The organism is Photobacterium sp. TLY01 (assembly GCF_021432065.1).
Taxonomy (GTDB): Bacteria; Pseudomonadota; Gammaproteobacteria; order Enterobacterales; family Vibrionaceae; genus Photobacterium; species Photobacterium halotolerans_A.
Genome location: NZ_CP090364.1, coordinates 588,745 through 604,548 on the forward strand (window position 1 = coordinate 588,745; position 15,804 = coordinate 604,548).

General features: G+C 55.4%; 12 protein-coding genes. 6 read left to right on the forward strand and 6 right to left on the reverse strand.

Annotation, left to right across the window (positions count from 1 at the left end):
- The first annotated feature begins 310 nt into the window (after positions 1 to 310).
- Together recB and recD are read left to right on the forward strand one after the other, a co-directional pair.
- A complete protein-coding gene (gene recB, locus LN341_RS02920) occupies positions 311 to 3,955 on the forward strand; it encodes an exodeoxyribonuclease V subunit beta (RefSeq protein ID WP_234204844.1) in 3,645 nt (1,214 codons plus the stop codon).
- Positions 3,955 to 6,096, forward strand: coding sequence for an exodeoxyribonuclease V subunit alpha (gene recD, locus LN341_RS02925; RefSeq protein ID WP_234204001.1), 2,142 nt, complete (start codon positions 3,955 to 3,957; stop codon positions 6,094 to 6,096). Before recB ends, recD begins: the two co-directional genes overlap by 1 nt.
- A 52-nt stretch (positions 6,097 to 6,148) precedes the next feature.
- On the opposite strand, the gene argA is transcribed toward recD, so the two are convergent.
- Positions 6,149 to 7,474: an amino-acid N-acetyltransferase gene (argA, locus tag LN341_RS02930; RefSeq protein WP_120513906.1), complete on the reverse strand. Its 1,326-nt coding sequence runs from the start codon at positions 7,472 to 7,474 to the stop codon at positions 6,149 to 6,151.
- 211 nt (positions 7,475 to 7,685) lie between these two features.
- On the opposite strand from argA, the gene LN341_RS02935 reads away from it, so the two are divergent.
- A complete protein-coding gene (locus LN341_RS02935) occupies positions 7,686 to 8,075 on the forward strand; it encodes a DUF2850 domain-containing protein (RefSeq protein ID WP_082095849.1) in 390 nt (129 codons plus the stop codon).
- Between the two features lie 24 nt (positions 8,076 to 8,099).
- Here the strand turns inward: LN341_RS02935 and LN341_RS02940 are convergent, their stop codons facing one another.
- Positions 8,100 to 8,327, reverse strand: a complete 228-nt coding sequence (locus tag LN341_RS02940) for a hypothetical protein (RefSeq protein WP_046221995.1) — start codon at positions 8,325 to 8,327, stop codon at positions 8,100 to 8,102.
- A gap of 337 nt (positions 8,328 to 8,664) precedes the next feature.
- On the opposite strand from LN341_RS02940, the gene mltA reads away from it, so the two are divergent.
- Together mltA and tcdA are read left to right on the forward strand one after the other, a co-directional pair.
- Positions 8,665 to 9,861, forward strand: coding sequence for a murein transglycosylase A (mltA, locus tag LN341_RS02945; protein ID WP_082095857.1), 1,197 nt, complete (start codon positions 8,665 to 8,667; stop codon positions 9,859 to 9,861).
- A 53-nt stretch (positions 9,862 to 9,914) separates the two neighbouring features.
- The gene (gene tcdA, locus LN341_RS02950) at positions 9,915 to 10,721 is read left to right on the forward strand and encodes a tRNA cyclic N6-threonylcarbamoyladenosine(37) synthase TcdA (RefSeq protein WP_234204002.1); all 807 of its coding nucleotides are present in this window, start codon (positions 9,915 to 9,917) and stop codon (positions 10,719 to 10,721) included.
- 22 nt (positions 10,722 to 10,743) lie between these two features.
- Here tcdA and csdE read toward each other — a convergent pair whose 3' ends face one another.
- A complete protein-coding gene (csdE, locus tag LN341_RS02955) occupies positions 10,744 to 11,184 on the reverse strand; it encodes a cysteine desulfurase sulfur acceptor subunit CsdE (RefSeq protein ID WP_234204003.1) in 441 nt (146 codons plus the stop codon).
- Positions 11,185 to 11,199: 15 nt separating this feature from the next.
- On the reverse strand, positions 11,200 to 12,417 hold the full coding sequence (csdA, locus tag LN341_RS02960; RefSeq protein WP_234204004.1) for a cysteine desulfurase CsdA: 1,218 nt from the start codon (positions 12,415 to 12,417) through the stop codon (positions 11,200 to 11,202).
- Positions 12,418 to 12,800: 383 nt separating this feature from the next.
- Between csdA and LN341_RS02965 the strand changes: the two genes are divergently transcribed.
- Entirely contained in the window at positions 12,801 to 13,739 is a 939-nt protein-coding gene (locus LN341_RS02965; protein ID WP_046221998.1) for a transcriptional regulator GcvA, read from the forward strand.
- A 69-nt stretch (positions 13,740 to 13,808) separates the two neighbouring features.
- Here the strand turns inward: LN341_RS02965 and LN341_RS02970 are convergent, their stop codons facing one another.
- Positions 13,809 to 14,777, reverse strand: a complete 969-nt coding sequence (locus LN341_RS02970) for an aldo/keto reductase (protein WP_234204005.1) — start codon at positions 14,775 to 14,777, stop codon at positions 13,809 to 13,811.
- A 26-nt stretch (positions 14,778 to 14,803) separates the two neighbouring features.
- A complete protein-coding gene (locus tag LN341_RS02975; protein WP_082095850.1) occupies positions 14,804 to 15,802 on the reverse strand; it encodes a ketoacyl-ACP synthase III family protein in 999 nt (332 codons plus the stop codon).
- Positions 15,803 to 15,804: the final 2 nt, after the last annotated feature.

Genomic DNA, 15,804 nt, shown 5'->3' on the forward strand with positions numbered 1-15,804 from the left:
AAATCGTTATCAGGTGTAGGGTGTTCACCGGTCGGCCACAAGGTCCAGAGGTAGACCAAATTTCTTGGCAGCGATACTACCGAAAGCCTGGCACCGAAAATGTGAAACGTATCCCATAGTGATAGATGAATCAGAATAAAATATGCTGGCTGAGCACCAATCAGTCAGAGATCACACAGTGCTTTGAAACCAGCGGCAGCTTTCCATCATTTATGCTGCCTGAAACTTAAATTATTGTCGCTGCGGCTGATGCACTGCGTGTTTGAGCCACAGCGAGCCTGACCACAGGAACCGGTTAACGATCATGACTTTGACCCCATCAGCAGAACTTGCTGCCATTACGCCACAAACACTGGAACCTATGGTGTTTCCGCTGCACGGCACGCGACTGATAGAAGCATCGGCAGGGACAGGGAAAACTTTTACCATCGCGACCTTGTACCTGCGTTTGCTGCTGGGACACGGTGATGCCAAGACGGCGTACCCGCAGCCACTGACGGTGGATAAGATACTGGTGGTAACCTTTACCGAAGCGGCAACGGCCGAGCTGCGCGACCGGATCCGCCGCCGCATTCATGATGCCAGGATCGCCTTCAGTCGCGGTATGAGCGAGGATCCTGTGTTGGCGGCCCTGCTACGAGATCTGCCGGATCATGCCCGATCGGCCGCCTTGCTGTTGCAGGCGGAACGGCAGATCGATGAAGCGGCGATCTTCACCATTCATGGCTTTTGCCAGCGTATGCTGACGCAAAACGCTTTCGAGTCAGGCAGCCTGTTTTCCAATGAATTCATCACCGAAGAAAGCCAGCTGCGGGCGCAGGTGGCGGCGGATTATTGGCGCCGGTATTTTTACCCGCTGCCCCGCGAGTTGGCGAATGAAATCCGTCGTTGCTGGCCGGCACCGGCAGCGCTGCTCAAAGACATCAATGCGTTTTTATCCGGCGCCCCGGTCACGCTGATGGCCCCGCCGCTGTCGGGCGATCTGACGCAGCTGCATCAGCACAATCTGCAGCGGATTGAGGCGGTCAAGCAGGGCTGGCGTGAGCATGCGGCAGATTTTCTGGCGCTGATCAGTAACTCAGGGGTGAATAAACGCAGCTATACCAAAACCAGTCTGCCCAAAGCCCTCGATGAAGTCGGACTGTGGTCCACCCAGCCAACGCTGGATTACAGCTTGCCCAAGGCGCTGGAAAAATTTGATCAGACGGTGCTGGAGGAGAAAACCGCCAAGGGCGCCGTGCCGTGGCATCCGGTGTTTGCTGCCATTCATGACTTGCTGGCCGCCAGACCCAGCGTCAGAGAGCCGGTTCTGGCCCATGCTATTCAGGCCTGCCGTGAACTGCTGGCCGAGGCCAAGTTACGTAAAGGCTGGCTGTCGTTTGATGATCTGCTGACCCAGTTGGCGGCGGCGTTACTGACAGATAAAGACATGGGTGAAGGCGCACTGGCTGCCCGGATCCGTCATTTGTATCCCGTTGCCATGATCGATGAGTTTCAGGATACCGATCCGCTTCAGTATCAGATCTTCAGCACGGTTTATATGCCCGACGAACAGGCCGGACCCGATGATATCGCTAAGGTATCGGGATTGTTCATGATCGGCGATCCCAAACAGGCGATTTATGCTTTTCGCGGTGCGGATATTTTTACTTACATCCGGGCAAGGCGACAGGTCAGCGCCCACTATACGCTGGGCACTAACTGGCGTTCGACTGCCAGCATGGTGGCAGCGGCGAACCGGGTGTTTGAACTGCCCGACAGCCCGTTTATTTATGACAGCGATATCCAGTTTTTGCCCGTTCAGCCCAGCCCGAATGCCCAGAGTAAGCACTGGCAACTCAACGGTGAACGTCAGCCGGCGTTGTGTTTCTGGCAGATGGACGCTGAGGCCCCGGTCAGTAAAGGGGAGTATCAACAGGCGATGGCGGAAGCGACGGCCGCACAGATTCAAGCCATTCTGACCCAGGCTCATGATCACCAGGCGTTATTGGTGAAAGGCAGCGAGCAGCGGCCGGTGTCAGCCGGCGATATCGCTGTGCTGGTGCGCACCGGATCAGAGGCGGCGCTGGTGCGTCAGGCGATGGCAGCTCAGGGCATACCCAGTGTGTACCTGTCTAACCGTGACAGTGTTTTTGCCAGTCAGGAAGCGGCAGATTTGCTGCGCTTGCTGGTGGCCGTGCTGCATCCTGAACAGGACACCAGCTTGCGGGCCGCCCTGGCCACTCCTTTGTTTGCGCTCAGCGCTTTTCAGCTCGACAGGCTGAATAACGAGGAAGACGAGTGGGAGCGCTGGATTGCGGAGTTTCGTGACTATCGCAGTCTGTGGCTGCGCCGCGGTGTGCTCCCTATGATCCGCCATGTGTTAACACGCCGCCAGATTGCCGAACGTCTGCTGGGTGAAAACGGCGGCGAGCGCAGGCTGACGGATTTACTGCATCTGGGCGAGTTGCTGCAGCAGGCCAGCCAGACGCTGGACAGTGATCAGGCCTTGATCCGCTGGCTGGCTGAACACATGGCGTCGCCAAACGGTAACAGCGACGAACAGCAACTGCGGCTGGAATCTGACAGCAACCTGGTGCAAATCGTTACTATCCACAAATCCAAAGGCCTGGAATACGAGCTGGTATTTCTGCCGTTTGTCTGCAGCTACCGCAGCACGGAAACCGCCTTGTTTCATGATCCCCAGTCTCAGCAGGCGGTGCTGGATGTCAGGGGGGAGGAGCGCAGTCTGGCGCTGGCCGAACAAGAGCGACTGGCGGAGGACCTGCGTCTGATTTATGTAGCGCTGACCCGGGCCGTGTATGGCTGTTATGTCGGTATGGCACCGCTGCGCAATGGCCGAAGCACCAAGGAACCGACCGGGCTGCATCTGTCTGCAATGGGCTATCTGATTCAGAATGGCAAAGAAGGCGGGCTGGCCGAACTGGCTGAGGCGCTCAATACGCTGGCGCAAAGTGAAGATATCTGTGTGGAAGTACCGCCCTCGCTGCCTGCATCGCCCTGGCAACCGGTGTTGACCGAGCAGCCAGTGCCGCAAGCGGCCCGCTTTTTACATCCCGTTGAACACAACTGGTGGATCACCAGCTATTCCGCTCTGGTGAAACAGGGCCACTCGGCGTTGGACGCCACCAGTGAATTGCCCGGTTTTGATACCGATTCATCGCAAGACAGCCTGCTGGATGATCCGGAGCAAGGCATGGCCCTTGCTGAACCGGAGCGCTCGGTGTTCACCTTTCCGAAAGGGGCCCGGCCGGGCACCTTCCTGCACAGTCTGTTCGAGAATATTGAATTCACTGATGCGGTCGACAGCGCAGCCACCACCCAGGTCATCACAGATTTACTGCGGCAGGAAAATTACGACCCCGAATGGCTGCCGGTACTGCAGCAATTGCTGACCCAGGTACTGAACTGTGCCCTGGATGGTCAGGATTTGCGTCTTGGCGCGCTTCAGCCGTCGCAGCGTCTGGTCGAGATGGAATTCATGCTGCCGATCCACCTGCTGTCATCGGCCCTGCTGAACAAAACGCTGGCCCGGCATGATACCTTGTCGGCCAAAGCGGGGGAACTGGGGTTCTCCACGGTCAGCGGGATGCTGAAAGGGTTTATCGATCTGGTGTTTGAGTATCAGGGGAAATATTACGTGCTGGACTGGAAATCGAACTGGCTGGGCGACACCCATGAGGCGTACCGGGGTGAGGCATTGAATACGGCGATGCGCGAACACCGTTATGATCTGCAATATCAGCTCTATGCCCTGGCGTTACACCGATTTTTGAAAAGCAGAAAAGCCGATTACGATTATCAGCAGCATTTTGGCGGTGTGTATTACCTGTTTTTACGGGGCGTACGGGCCGAAGATCACAGTGGTATTTTTCATGCCCGGCCAAGCCACGCACTGCTGAACGAACTGGAACAGTTGATTGACGGCCAGATCAGCCAGGGAGAGCCTGCCTGATGACGATGTTAGACCACGCAAGAGATACCGGGCCTGCTGCTGTCATCGCTCAGCTTGATCGACTGACCCGTCAGGGCATATTACGGCCGCTGGATAGCCAGTTTGCCAAGTTCATTTGCCAGTCGGTTAACGGACAGGATGATGAAGCCTCGCAACAGGTGCTGGCTGTGGCGGCTGCCTGGCTCAGTCAAGAGCTGGGGCGCGGCCATGTTTGCCTGCCGTTGGCGATGGTGAGCAGCGCGCCACTGGGGCTACCAAGAGAAATGGCAGAATCGCTGCTGGCGGCATTGCCGGCCGTCTGGCGCTTGCCCGCCAGCTGGCCAGCGGTACTGAGCCAGTCTGCTGCGGTGTCTGATGGCTCTCAGCCCACGCCTTTGGTGTTGATTGACAACCGGTTGTATCTGCATCGTTACTGGCAATATGAACAGACTGTTGCGCAGCGGTTGCTGGCATCCGCCGGGCAGGGAACTGTCCGGGGAGCGCGGCAGGCCAGCATGCTGAACATCCTGTTTTCACGCAATTATCACGCTGTGTATGACGCCCTGGCAGACTTGCGGCAAAGCGGCAATGACAGTGCGGAGCAGCGCCGGATGATGGTGTGCGATCAACTGGATGTGGTCGCCGCGGAAACCCTGAACTGGGAGGCGATCGACCGCGTGTTGTGTCAGGCGCAGCGCTTTTCCGATTTGGCGCCGCTGGATCAGCTGATCCCAGATGCCGCTTGTCTGAACTGGCAGAAAGTGGCGGCCGCGACTGCCCTCAGCCGGCAGTTTGCCGTGATCTCCGGCGGACCGGGGACCGGGAAAACCACCACAGTGGCCAAATTGCTGGCGGCACTGGTGATGCAGGAGCAGCCCGATACCGAAACACTGGATTTAACCTGTGTGCCCCATATTGTTCTGGTGGCGCCGACCGGAAAGGCGGCCGCACGCCTGACCGAGTCGATCGGCAAGGCGGTTCAGTCTTTGCCTGTGCCGCCGGCGGTTCAGTCAGCGATTCCGACCCAGGCCAGCACCCTGCACCGTTTGCTGGGTGCCATTCCGGGCCGGGCCGCTTTCCGCCATCATGCTGCGAATCCGCTGCATGCCGATGTGCTGGTGGTGGATGAAGCCTCTATGGTCGATTTGCCGATGATGGCCCGCCTGCTGGAAGCTCTGCCTGTTCATTGCAAGCTGATTCTGCTGGGCGACAAAGACCAGCTGGCTTCGGTGGAGGCGGGCGCTGTGCTGGGTGATATCTGCGCGTTTTCCAGTCAGGGTTACAGTGCCGGGCAAGCCAGGCAGCTCAGTGAGATGACGGGCTTTGTGCTGCCGGCCGGGCCATCAGGCGGGCAAAGTCCGGTCGCTGATTGTCTGTGTGTTCTGCAAAAAAGCTACCGTTTTCATGCCTTGTCAGGCATCGGGCAATTGGCGAAAGCCATCAACAGCGGCCAGCCCGACAGACTGGCCACTGTGTGGCAACAGAATTTTGCCGATATTCATCAGTACCCGCTCAGTGCCGAGCATTACCAGCGTCTGATCAAACAGATGGCCGTTTTCTATCGCCGCTATCTTGAGGCGATTGCTGAGGGGAAAGCCCCCGGTGAGGTCTTGCTGGCGTTTGCCAGCGTCAGGCTGCTGTGCGCACTCAGGGAAGGGGATTTCGGCGTGAAAGGACTCAATGTCCGTATTGAACGGCAACTGGCTAAAGAGGGGTTGATCGCCCCCGGCGAGGAAACCTGGTATGTCGGGCGGCCGGTGATGATCACCCGCAACGATCATGGTCTGGGGTTATACAACGGGGATATTGGGATTGCGATGCCAGACCCTGATGGCCGGACCGACAGCAAAGGCCGCCTGGCACTTCGCGTGTATTTCGACATGCCGGACGGCAGCATTCGCAGCTTCCTGCCCAGCCGCCTGCCGGAGCATGAGCTGGTGTATGCGATGACAATTCATAAGTCACAAGGCTCGGAATTTGCTGATACCCTGATGATACTGCCGCCGGATTTCAGCCCGATCTTGACCCGTGAGCTGGTGTATACCGGCGTGACCCGGGCGAAGGAAAGGCTGTATCTGTACGCTCAGCCGGAGGTGCTGCAGCGCAGTATTCAGCGCTGTATTGAGCGAGCCAGCGGGTTGGAAGCCTGCCTGAGCGAATGACAGCTTGGGCGAATAACAGCTGATCCGCCAGTCAGTGACTGGCGGTCGCGGTTTACAATGCCAGGGTGAGGATTTTTGAGCGCCGTTGCAGGTTATAAAGTGCCTGTTTCGCCATCGGTAAATCAGACACATCGATTTCGACAAAACCGTGTTCCCTGAACCAGTGCAGGCTGCGGGTGGTCAGCACAAAGAGTTGTTTCAGTCCCTGAGTGCGTGCCTGATGGCGAATACGGTTGAGTAGCAGGGAGCCGCGGTCACCGTCGCGATAGTCAGGATGTACGGCCACGCAGGCCATCTCGCCCATTTGTTCTTCCATAAAGGAATACAGCGCCGCACAGCCGATGATCAGGCCGTCACGTTCGATCACCGTAAATTGTTTGATTTCCTGCTCCAGTTGTTCGCGGGAGCGGCGAACCAGAATGCCATCCTGCTCCAGCGGGCGGATCAGCGCCAGAATACCGCCGATATCATCGATGTTCGCGCCCCGGACTTTTTCTGCACTGGCCATGACGATTTGCGTGCCTATCCCGTCGAAAGAGAATAGCTCCTGGATCAGGGCGCCGTCCTCTTTGTAGCTGATCAGGTGGCTGCGCGGCACACCGGCCCGGCAGGCGATCATCGCGCCACGCAGGAAACGCGCGGTACCGGAATCGGCTTTGTTTTGTTCCGTCAGCCGCTGCAGTGCGGCTTCGGCTTCAGCGGGCAGCATTTCCGAAACGATTTGACCATTTTCATCGCGAACGCCTTGGTGAGAGCAAAAGCCAATCAGCTTATCGGCTTCCAGCCGGATCGCCACCTGAGTTGCCACTTCTTCCGAGGTCAGATTGAAACACTCACCGGTGACCGAGCTGGCAATCGGGCCCAGCAGCACAATGCTGTTCTGATCCAGCTGGCGCCGGATCCCGTCGACATCAATGCGGCGAATCCGACCGCTGTGGCAGTAATCAATCCCATCATCAATCCCCAAAGGTTGAGCGATAACAAAGTTGCCGCTGACCACATTGATCTGTGAGCCCGCCATCGGGGTATTGTTCAGACCCATGGAGAAGCGGGCCGTGATATCTAAATGGAGCTGACCTGCAGCCTGCTTGGCAATTTCCAGTGAACGCTCATCGGTCACCCGGACGCTTTTATGGTACGGGGTGCTGTAGCCGTGCACATCAAGCAGGTGGGAGATCTGCGGACGGGCACCATAAACCAGGACGATCCGCAGTCCGAGACAGTTCAGCAGGGCGATATCATTCACGATATTGCGAAAGTTGTTATCGGCGATGGCTTCGCCGCCCAGCATAATCACCAGCGTCTTGCCGCGGTGGGCATTTACATAAGGCGCTGATTGGCGAAAGCCTTTCACCAGCGCAGTGCTTCTGAGCTTCACTCTGTCTTCCGTTACAAAAATTAATAGGGAACAAGCATGCCTGCATGTTGCCTGTTTCTCTTCTGCGCAGCAAGCATGAAAATCACTCAGGACGCGCAGCGCCGGGAGGAAAATATTGAGTCGAGATCCCATTCTGACATTAGGTACTTATTCGGTGAGTCGAAGCGACGCCAGATAAGCGTATAGTTCTAGAACGTGCGGATAACCGGCAATGTTAATGGCATTTAATAATTACACCCGGTGGCAGGCAGCCACAGTACTGTTTATTTTGGTCAGCGGTCTGGCTTTAAGTGGCTTTATCGCGGTGGGTGCCGCCAAGGGGGGATTATTTACCCCAACGCCTGAACCCAGTATTTATGGCACCTGGATAGAACAGGATGTGGCACCTTACGCCGCAGATCAGTTCGAACTCAGAGCCAATGGTGTCTATGTGTCAGGCCGTCTGGTCAGTACGACCTATGAATGGGATGGCAGCCAGTTGCGCTATCGCATGGGGGATGAGACTTACCGCTATACCTTTGAAGAAGGTCAGTTCATCCGCCAGCAGCCCGCACATTATGTGTCTTCGTTCGCACGACAGGGGGCCAAACAGGGCTCTTAAACGCCAGGGCGGGCTGCCCCGTATTTATTCTTCTTCCTTGAGCCGGGAAAACAGCTGATGGACCGGCAATTTATTCAGCGCCACTTTGCGCAGCGTATCGGCGGTCTGGGCGGTACCTCCCAGACAACGCTGGATCACCGTGTTGATTTGTTGCGGAGAATTGCCGTCACTGGCCAGATTGCGAATCCACTGATATTCGACAGCGTTTGGATCAAGTAAGGTTTCTTTGCCAACTTTAAACTGATTGTTCATGCCAGTCCTTCCTGAAATGTCATGATCTGGGGCGCAAAGCCCATGAAAAGGTGCTCTCATTGCTGTTTGTCGTTTTGTTGCCATGCTGACATTGTCTGTCTGCTGGGCAATGATGTCGTTTGTATGACGTTTTTATTAAACCGCTCTATTGTGACACTTATATGACAGTCAGTGCGTATTATTAATCTTTCGTGACAATCAAAACAAGACTTTGACATTGGTTATGATAAAACAGCCTAACATTGTGGCTTTATATAGACATGGTATGTCTGATGAGACCTGCCATACGTTAACCTGTCGATACTACTAAGGCATTTCTGTGTTCCAACAATTTTCCCTGCTAAGAAAACTGACTCTTGTTTCCTGCGTGTTCGGACTGGCCGCGTGTGCCAAACCGGTTGATCGCGGCCAGCAATACCTTGATGGCGAGTTTGATCATCTGCTGAACCCGGTGACCAATGTGGTCTCGGATAAACCCCGCGATTACAGCCGCTTTGAAGCCCAGGCAGAGCAAGTGCTCACCCGCTCTCCGTCTATGATGCTGCGTTATCAGAATTTGTATCAGCAGGTGAAAGACTGGGCAGCAAACGGTGGCGATCCGACAGCGTTCGCTCAGTATGGTTTGACGACTGAGCAGATGGGCGGCGGTGACGGTTACGGCAATGTGATGTTTACCGGTTATTTCTCGCCGGTGATCGAATTGCGTCACGCGCAGGACGACAAGTTCAAATACCCGGTTTATGCGATGCCCGAATGTAACGGCCAATGTCCGACCCGTGCCGAGATTTACAACGGCGCCCTGGCAGGTCAGGGCCTGGAGTTGGGGTATTCCGCCTCCAAACTGGATGTGTTCATGATGGAAGTGCAGGGCAGCGGTTTTGTTCATTTCGAGGACAATGACGAGCTGCAGTATTTTGCGTATGGCGGTAAGAACGGTCACCCTTATGTCAGCATCGGTAAAGTGCTGATTGAACGCGGTGAAGTGCCGAGGGAGAAAATGTCGCTCAAAGCGATCGCGGAGTGGGTCAGCCAGCATGATGATGCCACAGTGCGTGAACTGCTGGAGCAGAATCCGTCTTATGTTTTCTTCAAGCCTCGCGATGAGCTGGATGTCTTAGGCACGGCGGGTATTCCGCTCATGGCGATGGCATCGGTGGCGGCGGATCGGGAGTTTTTGCCGATGGGCAGTGTGCTGCTGGCGGAAGTGCCCCAACTGGATGCGGACGGCAACTGGAATGGTCAGCATGTATTAACCCTGCTGATGGCGCTGGATACTGGCGGCGCAGTCAAGCGCAATCATCTGGATCTCTACCATGGTATGGGCGCTCAGGCCGGAATTGATGCGGGCCATTACAAGCATTTTGGCCGGGTATGGAAGCTGGGGCTGACACCTGAAACCGACGCTGAGCTCACGGAACAGCGGATTGAAGCCAGTCAAAAACCCGTCGTATCGCCGGTGGATACCAGCCTGACCTTCAATGAAGAGGCCGTGATGGCCCAGCCTGCCCAGCAAGCGCAGGGACTGGACAACTGACCCCAGAGCGCGTATAAAACGCGCTCATTCTCAACACACTCTGACAGGCCGTTATGCAGTATCCCGACACTCCAGCATCAGACAATTATAACCAGCGTTTTGGCGGCACCCGCCGTTTGTATGGTCATCAGGAAGTTGAGATCCTGAGGGCTGCGCATGTCTGTGTGATTGGTATTGGCGGAGTGGGTTCCTGGGCAGCCGAAGCCCTGGCGCGCTCTGGTATCGGTCAGCTGACGTTGATCGACATGGATGATGTGTGTGTCACGAATATTAACCGTCAGATTCATGCCATGTCAGGGACGGTCGGTCGCAGTAAGATTGAGGTCATGGCCGAGCGCATTGCGTTAATCAATCCGGACTGCAAAGTGAACCTGATTGACGATTTTATTACCCCGGAAAATATCCCGGAGTACATCGGCAGTCAGTTTGATTACGTGCTGGATGCGATTGACAGTGTGAAGCCCAAAGCGGCGTTGCTGGCGTTCTGCAAGCGAAATAAAATCAAGGTGATTACCACAGGCGGTGCAGGCGGCCAGATTGATCCGACCCAGATCCAGATCGCGGATCTGGCCAAAACCATTCAGGATCCGCTGGCGGCGAAAATCCGCAATATGCTGCGCCGGTTTTATAATTTCAGCAAAAATCCGGCGCGCAAATTTGGTATCGACTGTGTGTTCTCAACCGAACAGCTCAAATATCCTCAGGCGGACGGCAGTGTCTGCGAGGCCAAATCGACCGCGGAAGGCCCGAAACGCATGGATTGCGCAACCGGGTTTGGCGCGGCCACCATGGTCACCGCAACATTCGGCTTTGTCGCCGTCTCCCGAATTCTGCAAAAACTGATCGAAAAGCACCGCTGACAGCAGGTGCGTGAGCCGTGTCTCAGCGGCTCACGTTGGTGATAATGGCATCGACGATGGCTTTCAGGCCGTTGCTGCGAGACGGGCTCAGGTGTGCCAGTAAGCCCAGCTGTTCGAAATACCTGTCGATGTCAAACCCCAGAATCTGCTCGGCAGTTTTTCCCTCGTAGGCGGCCAGCACCAGACAAATCAACCCTTTGACAATTCTGGCGTCAGAATCGGCGGCGAAATGGTAATACCCGTTTTCACAGTGCTGAACCAGCCACACCTGGCTTTCACAGCCACTGATTTTCACGTTCTCACTTTTCAGCGTTTCCGGCAAAGCGGGCAGTTGCTTGCCAAACTGAATCACGTGGCGGTATCTGTCTTCCCAGCCGCTGCTTGCCTGCATCCTGGCCAGAATGTCATCAGGGGTAATCGTGGTGCCGAACGGATGGCTCGGTAGATCGGTGGATACGGTCATGAACACTCTCTCTGGTTACAGCAGGTCACAGGCTTTATGCAAAGCCGCGACAAAGCAGGCAACGTCTTCTTCGGTATTATAGAGGGCAAAAGAGACGCGCAAAGTCCCGGTTAACCCCAGCGCATCCAGCATCGGATGTGCGCAGTGATTGCCGGCACGCAGCGTCACCCCTTGCTGGTCGAGCAGGGTGGCAATATCCTGATGATGAATACCGTCAACCACAAATGAAAACAGGCTGGTGTCGGGCTGTTGGCCGATAATCCGCAGACCTTCAATGTCTTCAATGCCCTTGATGGCCAGCTGGCACAGATGCTGAATATGCGCTTCTGCGCCCTGTCGATCAATGCTGCTCAGCCAGTGCAGGGTGGCTGCGAAGGCGATGACTCCGGAAATATTGGGGGTGCCGGCTTCAAATTTACCCGGCAGACCGGTGAACTGCGTGCCGTCAAACGACACCTTCTCCACCATTTTTCCTCCCCCATGCCAGGGCGGCATGGCTTCCAGCAGTGCCTGTTTACCGTACAGCACGCCAAGACCTGACGGGCCAAAGAGTTTGTGGCCTGAGAAAACGTAGAAATCGGCATCCATCGCCTGAACGTCTACCGCCTCATGCACGATGCCCTGCGCTCCGTCGACCACCACGATGGCACCTTTCGCGTGGGCCGCTTTGATCATGGTTTCTACCGGGTTTCGCGTGCCGGACACATTGGTGACATGCGCGACCGCCACGATCCGGGTTCTGGCCGTCAGGCGCTGATGAAAGGCAGGCATATCCAATGTGCAGTCAGGCAGCATCGGCAGTTTGACGACTTTTGCGCCGGTCTGCTCAGCAACAATTTGCCAGGGGACGATGTTGGCATGGTGTTCCAGTTCGCTGACCAGGATCTCATCGCCCGGTTGCAGGGTGCTGCGTGCGAAGGTCTGGGCGATCAGGTTTAAGGCTTCCGTGGCCCCGCGTGTCCAGATGATTTCTTTCGGGCTGCGGGCATGAATGAACTGGCGCACTGTTTCTCGCGCTTGTTCGAAACGTTGTGTCAGGCTGGCAGTCAGCTGGTGGCTGCCACGATGAACGTTCGCGCTCTGGCCGCGGTAGTAATGGTCCAGCGTCTGGATCATTGCCAGGGGTTTCTGCGCCGTCGCCGCACTGTCCAGGTAGACAATGGGGTGGTCTGAATCCTGCTGAACGGCAGGAAACTGAGCGCGGATAGTTTGAATGTCAAATGGCGCAGTCATGCTTAAACTCGTTGGTAGCCGATAAAGCGGATCATCCTCATTATTGGCCACGGAGGCAAGGGAAGCAGAGCCGATCGCATAAAAAAATGGCACCGCGTTGGGGCGCAGTGCCATAAAGAAGTTTTGACAGACAGGTCAAAAAAACAGGAAGTAAATCGGTAGCACTCCGGCTACCCGCCCAGAAGAGACCGGGCAATATGCAAACACAACATTGCAATCTGAGGGGTAAAAATCTGAGAAAACATTTGCGGTTAAGCAAAAATTACAGCGTGTTACCCTTGAGATTGCGGCGCCAATCTTAGGGTTTCTGTGGTACTTGAACAATCGACAATTTATAATGACCTGGATAAAAAAAACTAATGCAACCAGTATGGCAGGACATTATGTCAAGACGACTCCCACCACTTAATTCGCTGAAAGTATTTGAGGCTGCCGCCCGGCACCTGAGTTTTACCCGGGCGGCGGAGGAGCTGTTTGTTACTCAGGCTGCAGTCAGCCACCAGATTAAAGCGCTGGAGGAATTTCTGGGCCTGAAGCTGTTTCGCCGCCGGAACCGTTCCTTACTGCTGACCGAAGAGGGACAAGGGTATTTTCTCGATCTGAAAGATATCTTCAGTGCCATTTCCGATGCCACCGACAAAGTGTTGGAACGGGGTTCAAAAGGGGCGCTGACCATTAGTTTATCTCCCAGTTTTGCCATCCAGTGGCTGGTGCCCAGGCTGAGTGACTTTAATCAGCAGCATCCTGATGTCGATGTCAGAATCAAAGCGGTGGATCTGGATGAGGGGTCGCTGACCGATGATGTGGATGTGGCCATTTATTATGGTCGCGGAAACTGGCCCGGGCTGCGTTGCGACCGGCTGTATCAGGAATTTCTGGTGCCTGTCTGTTCCCCGATGCTGCTCAGTGGTCCTAAGCCGCTGAACTCTCTGGCTGATCTGCAAACACATACCCTGTTACATGACGGTTCACGCAAGGAATGGAAAAACTACATGCGTGAGTTCGATATTCCGGGCGCTAATGTCAACCAGGGGCCGATTTTCAGTCACTCGACTATGGTGTTGCAGGCTGCGATTCACAGCCAGGGCATTGCACTGGCCAATAATGTGCTGGCGCAGCCGGAACTGGAAGCCGGCCGCTTGGTCTGCCCGTTTGATGAGGCGTTGCTGAGTAAAAATGCTTTCTATCTGGTGTGTCAGGAAAAGCAGGCCGAGACCGGCCGGATTCAGATCTTCCGTGACTGGGTGCTGGAGAAAGCCCGCAAAGAGCAGGAAGAGGGGCCGCTTCCCCAGCCTGAATATCAGGCTGAGGCCATGGCCTGAATTCGCGCTGCTTATTCAGCCGTCCGGAACTGGAGGGGGAGGCCATTCCGGACGGGCGTCGGCCTGACGTTATGCTGGGGTCAGGTATTTATCACCACTGATATTATTGGGCTGAAATTGGTGATCCAATAAGCTCAGATCGGCTTCACTGAGCGGATGCTGAGCCGCTGCGACATTCTGTTTCAGATACGTCAGATGGCGGGTACCGGGGATCGCGGCGATATCATCCCCCTGAGCAAGCAGCCAGCTCAGACAAACCTGCGCTGTCGTCATCTTGTTCCGTTCAGCAACATCGGATAACAATTGAAACAAAGGTTCGTTCTGGTTGAGGTGATGGGCGTCAAAGCGAGGAATATTTTGACGGAAATCGCCGGATTCCAGTGCAATATCTGATTTGACTAATCCCCGGCCAAGCGGGCTGAAGGCAATAAATCGTGTCTGGTTGGCTCTGCAGGCAGCCAGCACGTTCTGCTCAGCTTGGCGGCTCCACAGAGAATATTCCGACTGAACACAGGCAATCGGATGGACCTGATTGGCTCGATGAATCTCATCTGCGGTGACCTCTGACAGCCCGATCGCACGAATCTTCCCTTGCTGAACCAGGGTTGCCATGGCGTCGACACTTTCCTCAATCGGGGTGTCGGGATCGCGGCGGTGCAGGTAATAAAGATCAATGGTTTCCACGCCAAGACGTTTCAGGCTTTTTTCACAAGCACTGATGATGTATTCCTTCTGACCGTTATAGGAGCGGCGAAAGTTGCCATCAGGAAGGATTTCCGGATGGCGGACAATACCGCATTTGGTTGCGATAAAAGGACGTTGACTGGATTGGCGTAAGAATTGACCGATCAAGGATTCGTTGTGGCCATCGCCATATAAATCTGCGGTATCAAACATGTTCACCCCAAGCTCAACAGCCGAGTGCATGACCGCCAGAGAGCGATGATCGTCTTTTTGACCGTAAAACTCCGACATTCCCATGCAACCCAGTCCGATGGGATGAATGGCAATGTCTTCGTGCAGTGTGATGGTTCGCATAAGATGGTTTCCTCTTGGTCTTGTGGTTATTGCATTTCAAGGAGTACAACGCTGCAACTGAAGCCGGCCCCGGCACTGATCACCAGAACGCGGTCCTTTGACTGGAGTTGACCACTCTGGCGCAGCAGGTGTAAGCCCAGTAAGCCGTCACTGGCACCGGTATGACCGATTTCTCTGCCGAACTGCCAGGCATTGTGGGTGGCCAGATCACCGAAGTAGGCTTCATAGGTTTCTTCCCGGATACTGTTTCCGACAAACGGGGGGATCAGCCAGCGGGCTGGGCGCTCACTGAGGTTGTACTGATTCAGTAAGGAATGCCTGAGACGGGTCAGCGCCTGTTGAATGGGTTGAACAAATCCTTCCCGGGAGAATGCCTCCAGAAAGCTTTTCTTGGTTTGGCGGATATCATATTCACTCAGGTAGCTGTCGGTTGTTTCCGGGGACGGAAGCGGCAGTCGGTGTAATCTTTCCAGCGCCGGCAGGCTGCAAATGTCAAAATGCAGAATTTTGGCAAAACCCGATTGTGCCGATACAGTTGCAGCCACGGCGGCATCGCCATAGATCAGGCCATAGTCGCCCAGCCAGCGATTGAAACCCGATTCTGAAAACCTATCCGCAGTGACTAGCAGTCCGACGCGATCAGCCTGGATGTGAGGTGCCATCAGTTTCAGCGCGAGAAAGCCACCGTTGCAACCATGCTGAATACTGACAGGGAGCGCATGATCAACCTTTAACTGGTGCTGCAGATAGGCAGCCGGACTCCACAGCCGGGCATGGCCGTGGCGGTGGATGGAGGCATAACTCAGGGTTGCAACTTGCTCTGGCGCATGACCGCTTTCCGCCAGTGCTTTTTGTGCGGCAAGTAATCCCATGTCTGCCGGGTACAGTTCGTCTTCAATCGCTGCACTGAAATACCCATCACGCTCGGCATTCGGAACATCGTATTCACGGGCTTCAATGGCCTGCTGTGTCGTCATACGGCGTGCAGGCAATGTGATATCCAAACCTGACAGATACATACTCATTC

What these genes read in the sequence shown, in the direction of transcription:
- csdA (WP_234204004.1), bottom strand. Translation starts at nt 12,417, where the DNA reads ATGACTGCGCCATTTGACATTCAAACTATCCGCGCTCAGTTTCCTGCC.
- csdE (WP_234204003.1), bottom strand. Translation starts at nt 11,184, where the DNA reads ATGACCGTATCCACCGATCTACCGAGCCATCCGTTCGGCACCACGATT.
- LN341_RS02970 (WP_234204005.1), bottom strand. Translation starts at nt 14,777, where the DNA reads ATGCGAACCATCACACTGCACGAAGACATTGCCATTCATCCCATCGGA.
- LN341_RS02975 (WP_082095850.1), bottom strand. Translation starts at nt 15,802, where the DNA reads ATGAGTATGTATCTGTCAGGTTTGGATATCACATTGCCTGCACGCCGT.
- recD (WP_234204001.1), top strand. Translation starts at nt 3,955, where the DNA reads ATGACGATGTTAGACCACGCAAGAGATACCGGGCCTGCTGCTGTCATC.
- LN341_RS02940 (WP_046221995.1), bottom strand. Translation starts at nt 8,327, where the DNA reads ATGAACAATCAGTTTAAAGTTGGCAAAGAAACCTTACTTGATCCAAAC.
- tcdA (WP_234204002.1), top strand. Translation starts at nt 9,915, where the DNA reads ATGCAGTATCCCGACACTCCAGCATCAGACAATTATAACCAGCGTTTT.
- LN341_RS02965 (WP_046221998.1), top strand. Translation starts at nt 12,801, where the DNA reads ATGTCAAGACGACTCCCACCACTTAATTCGCTGAAAGTATTTGAGGCT.
- LN341_RS02935 (WP_082095849.1), top strand. Translation starts at nt 7,686, where the DNA reads ATGTTAATGGCATTTAATAATTACACCCGGTGGCAGGCAGCCACAGTA.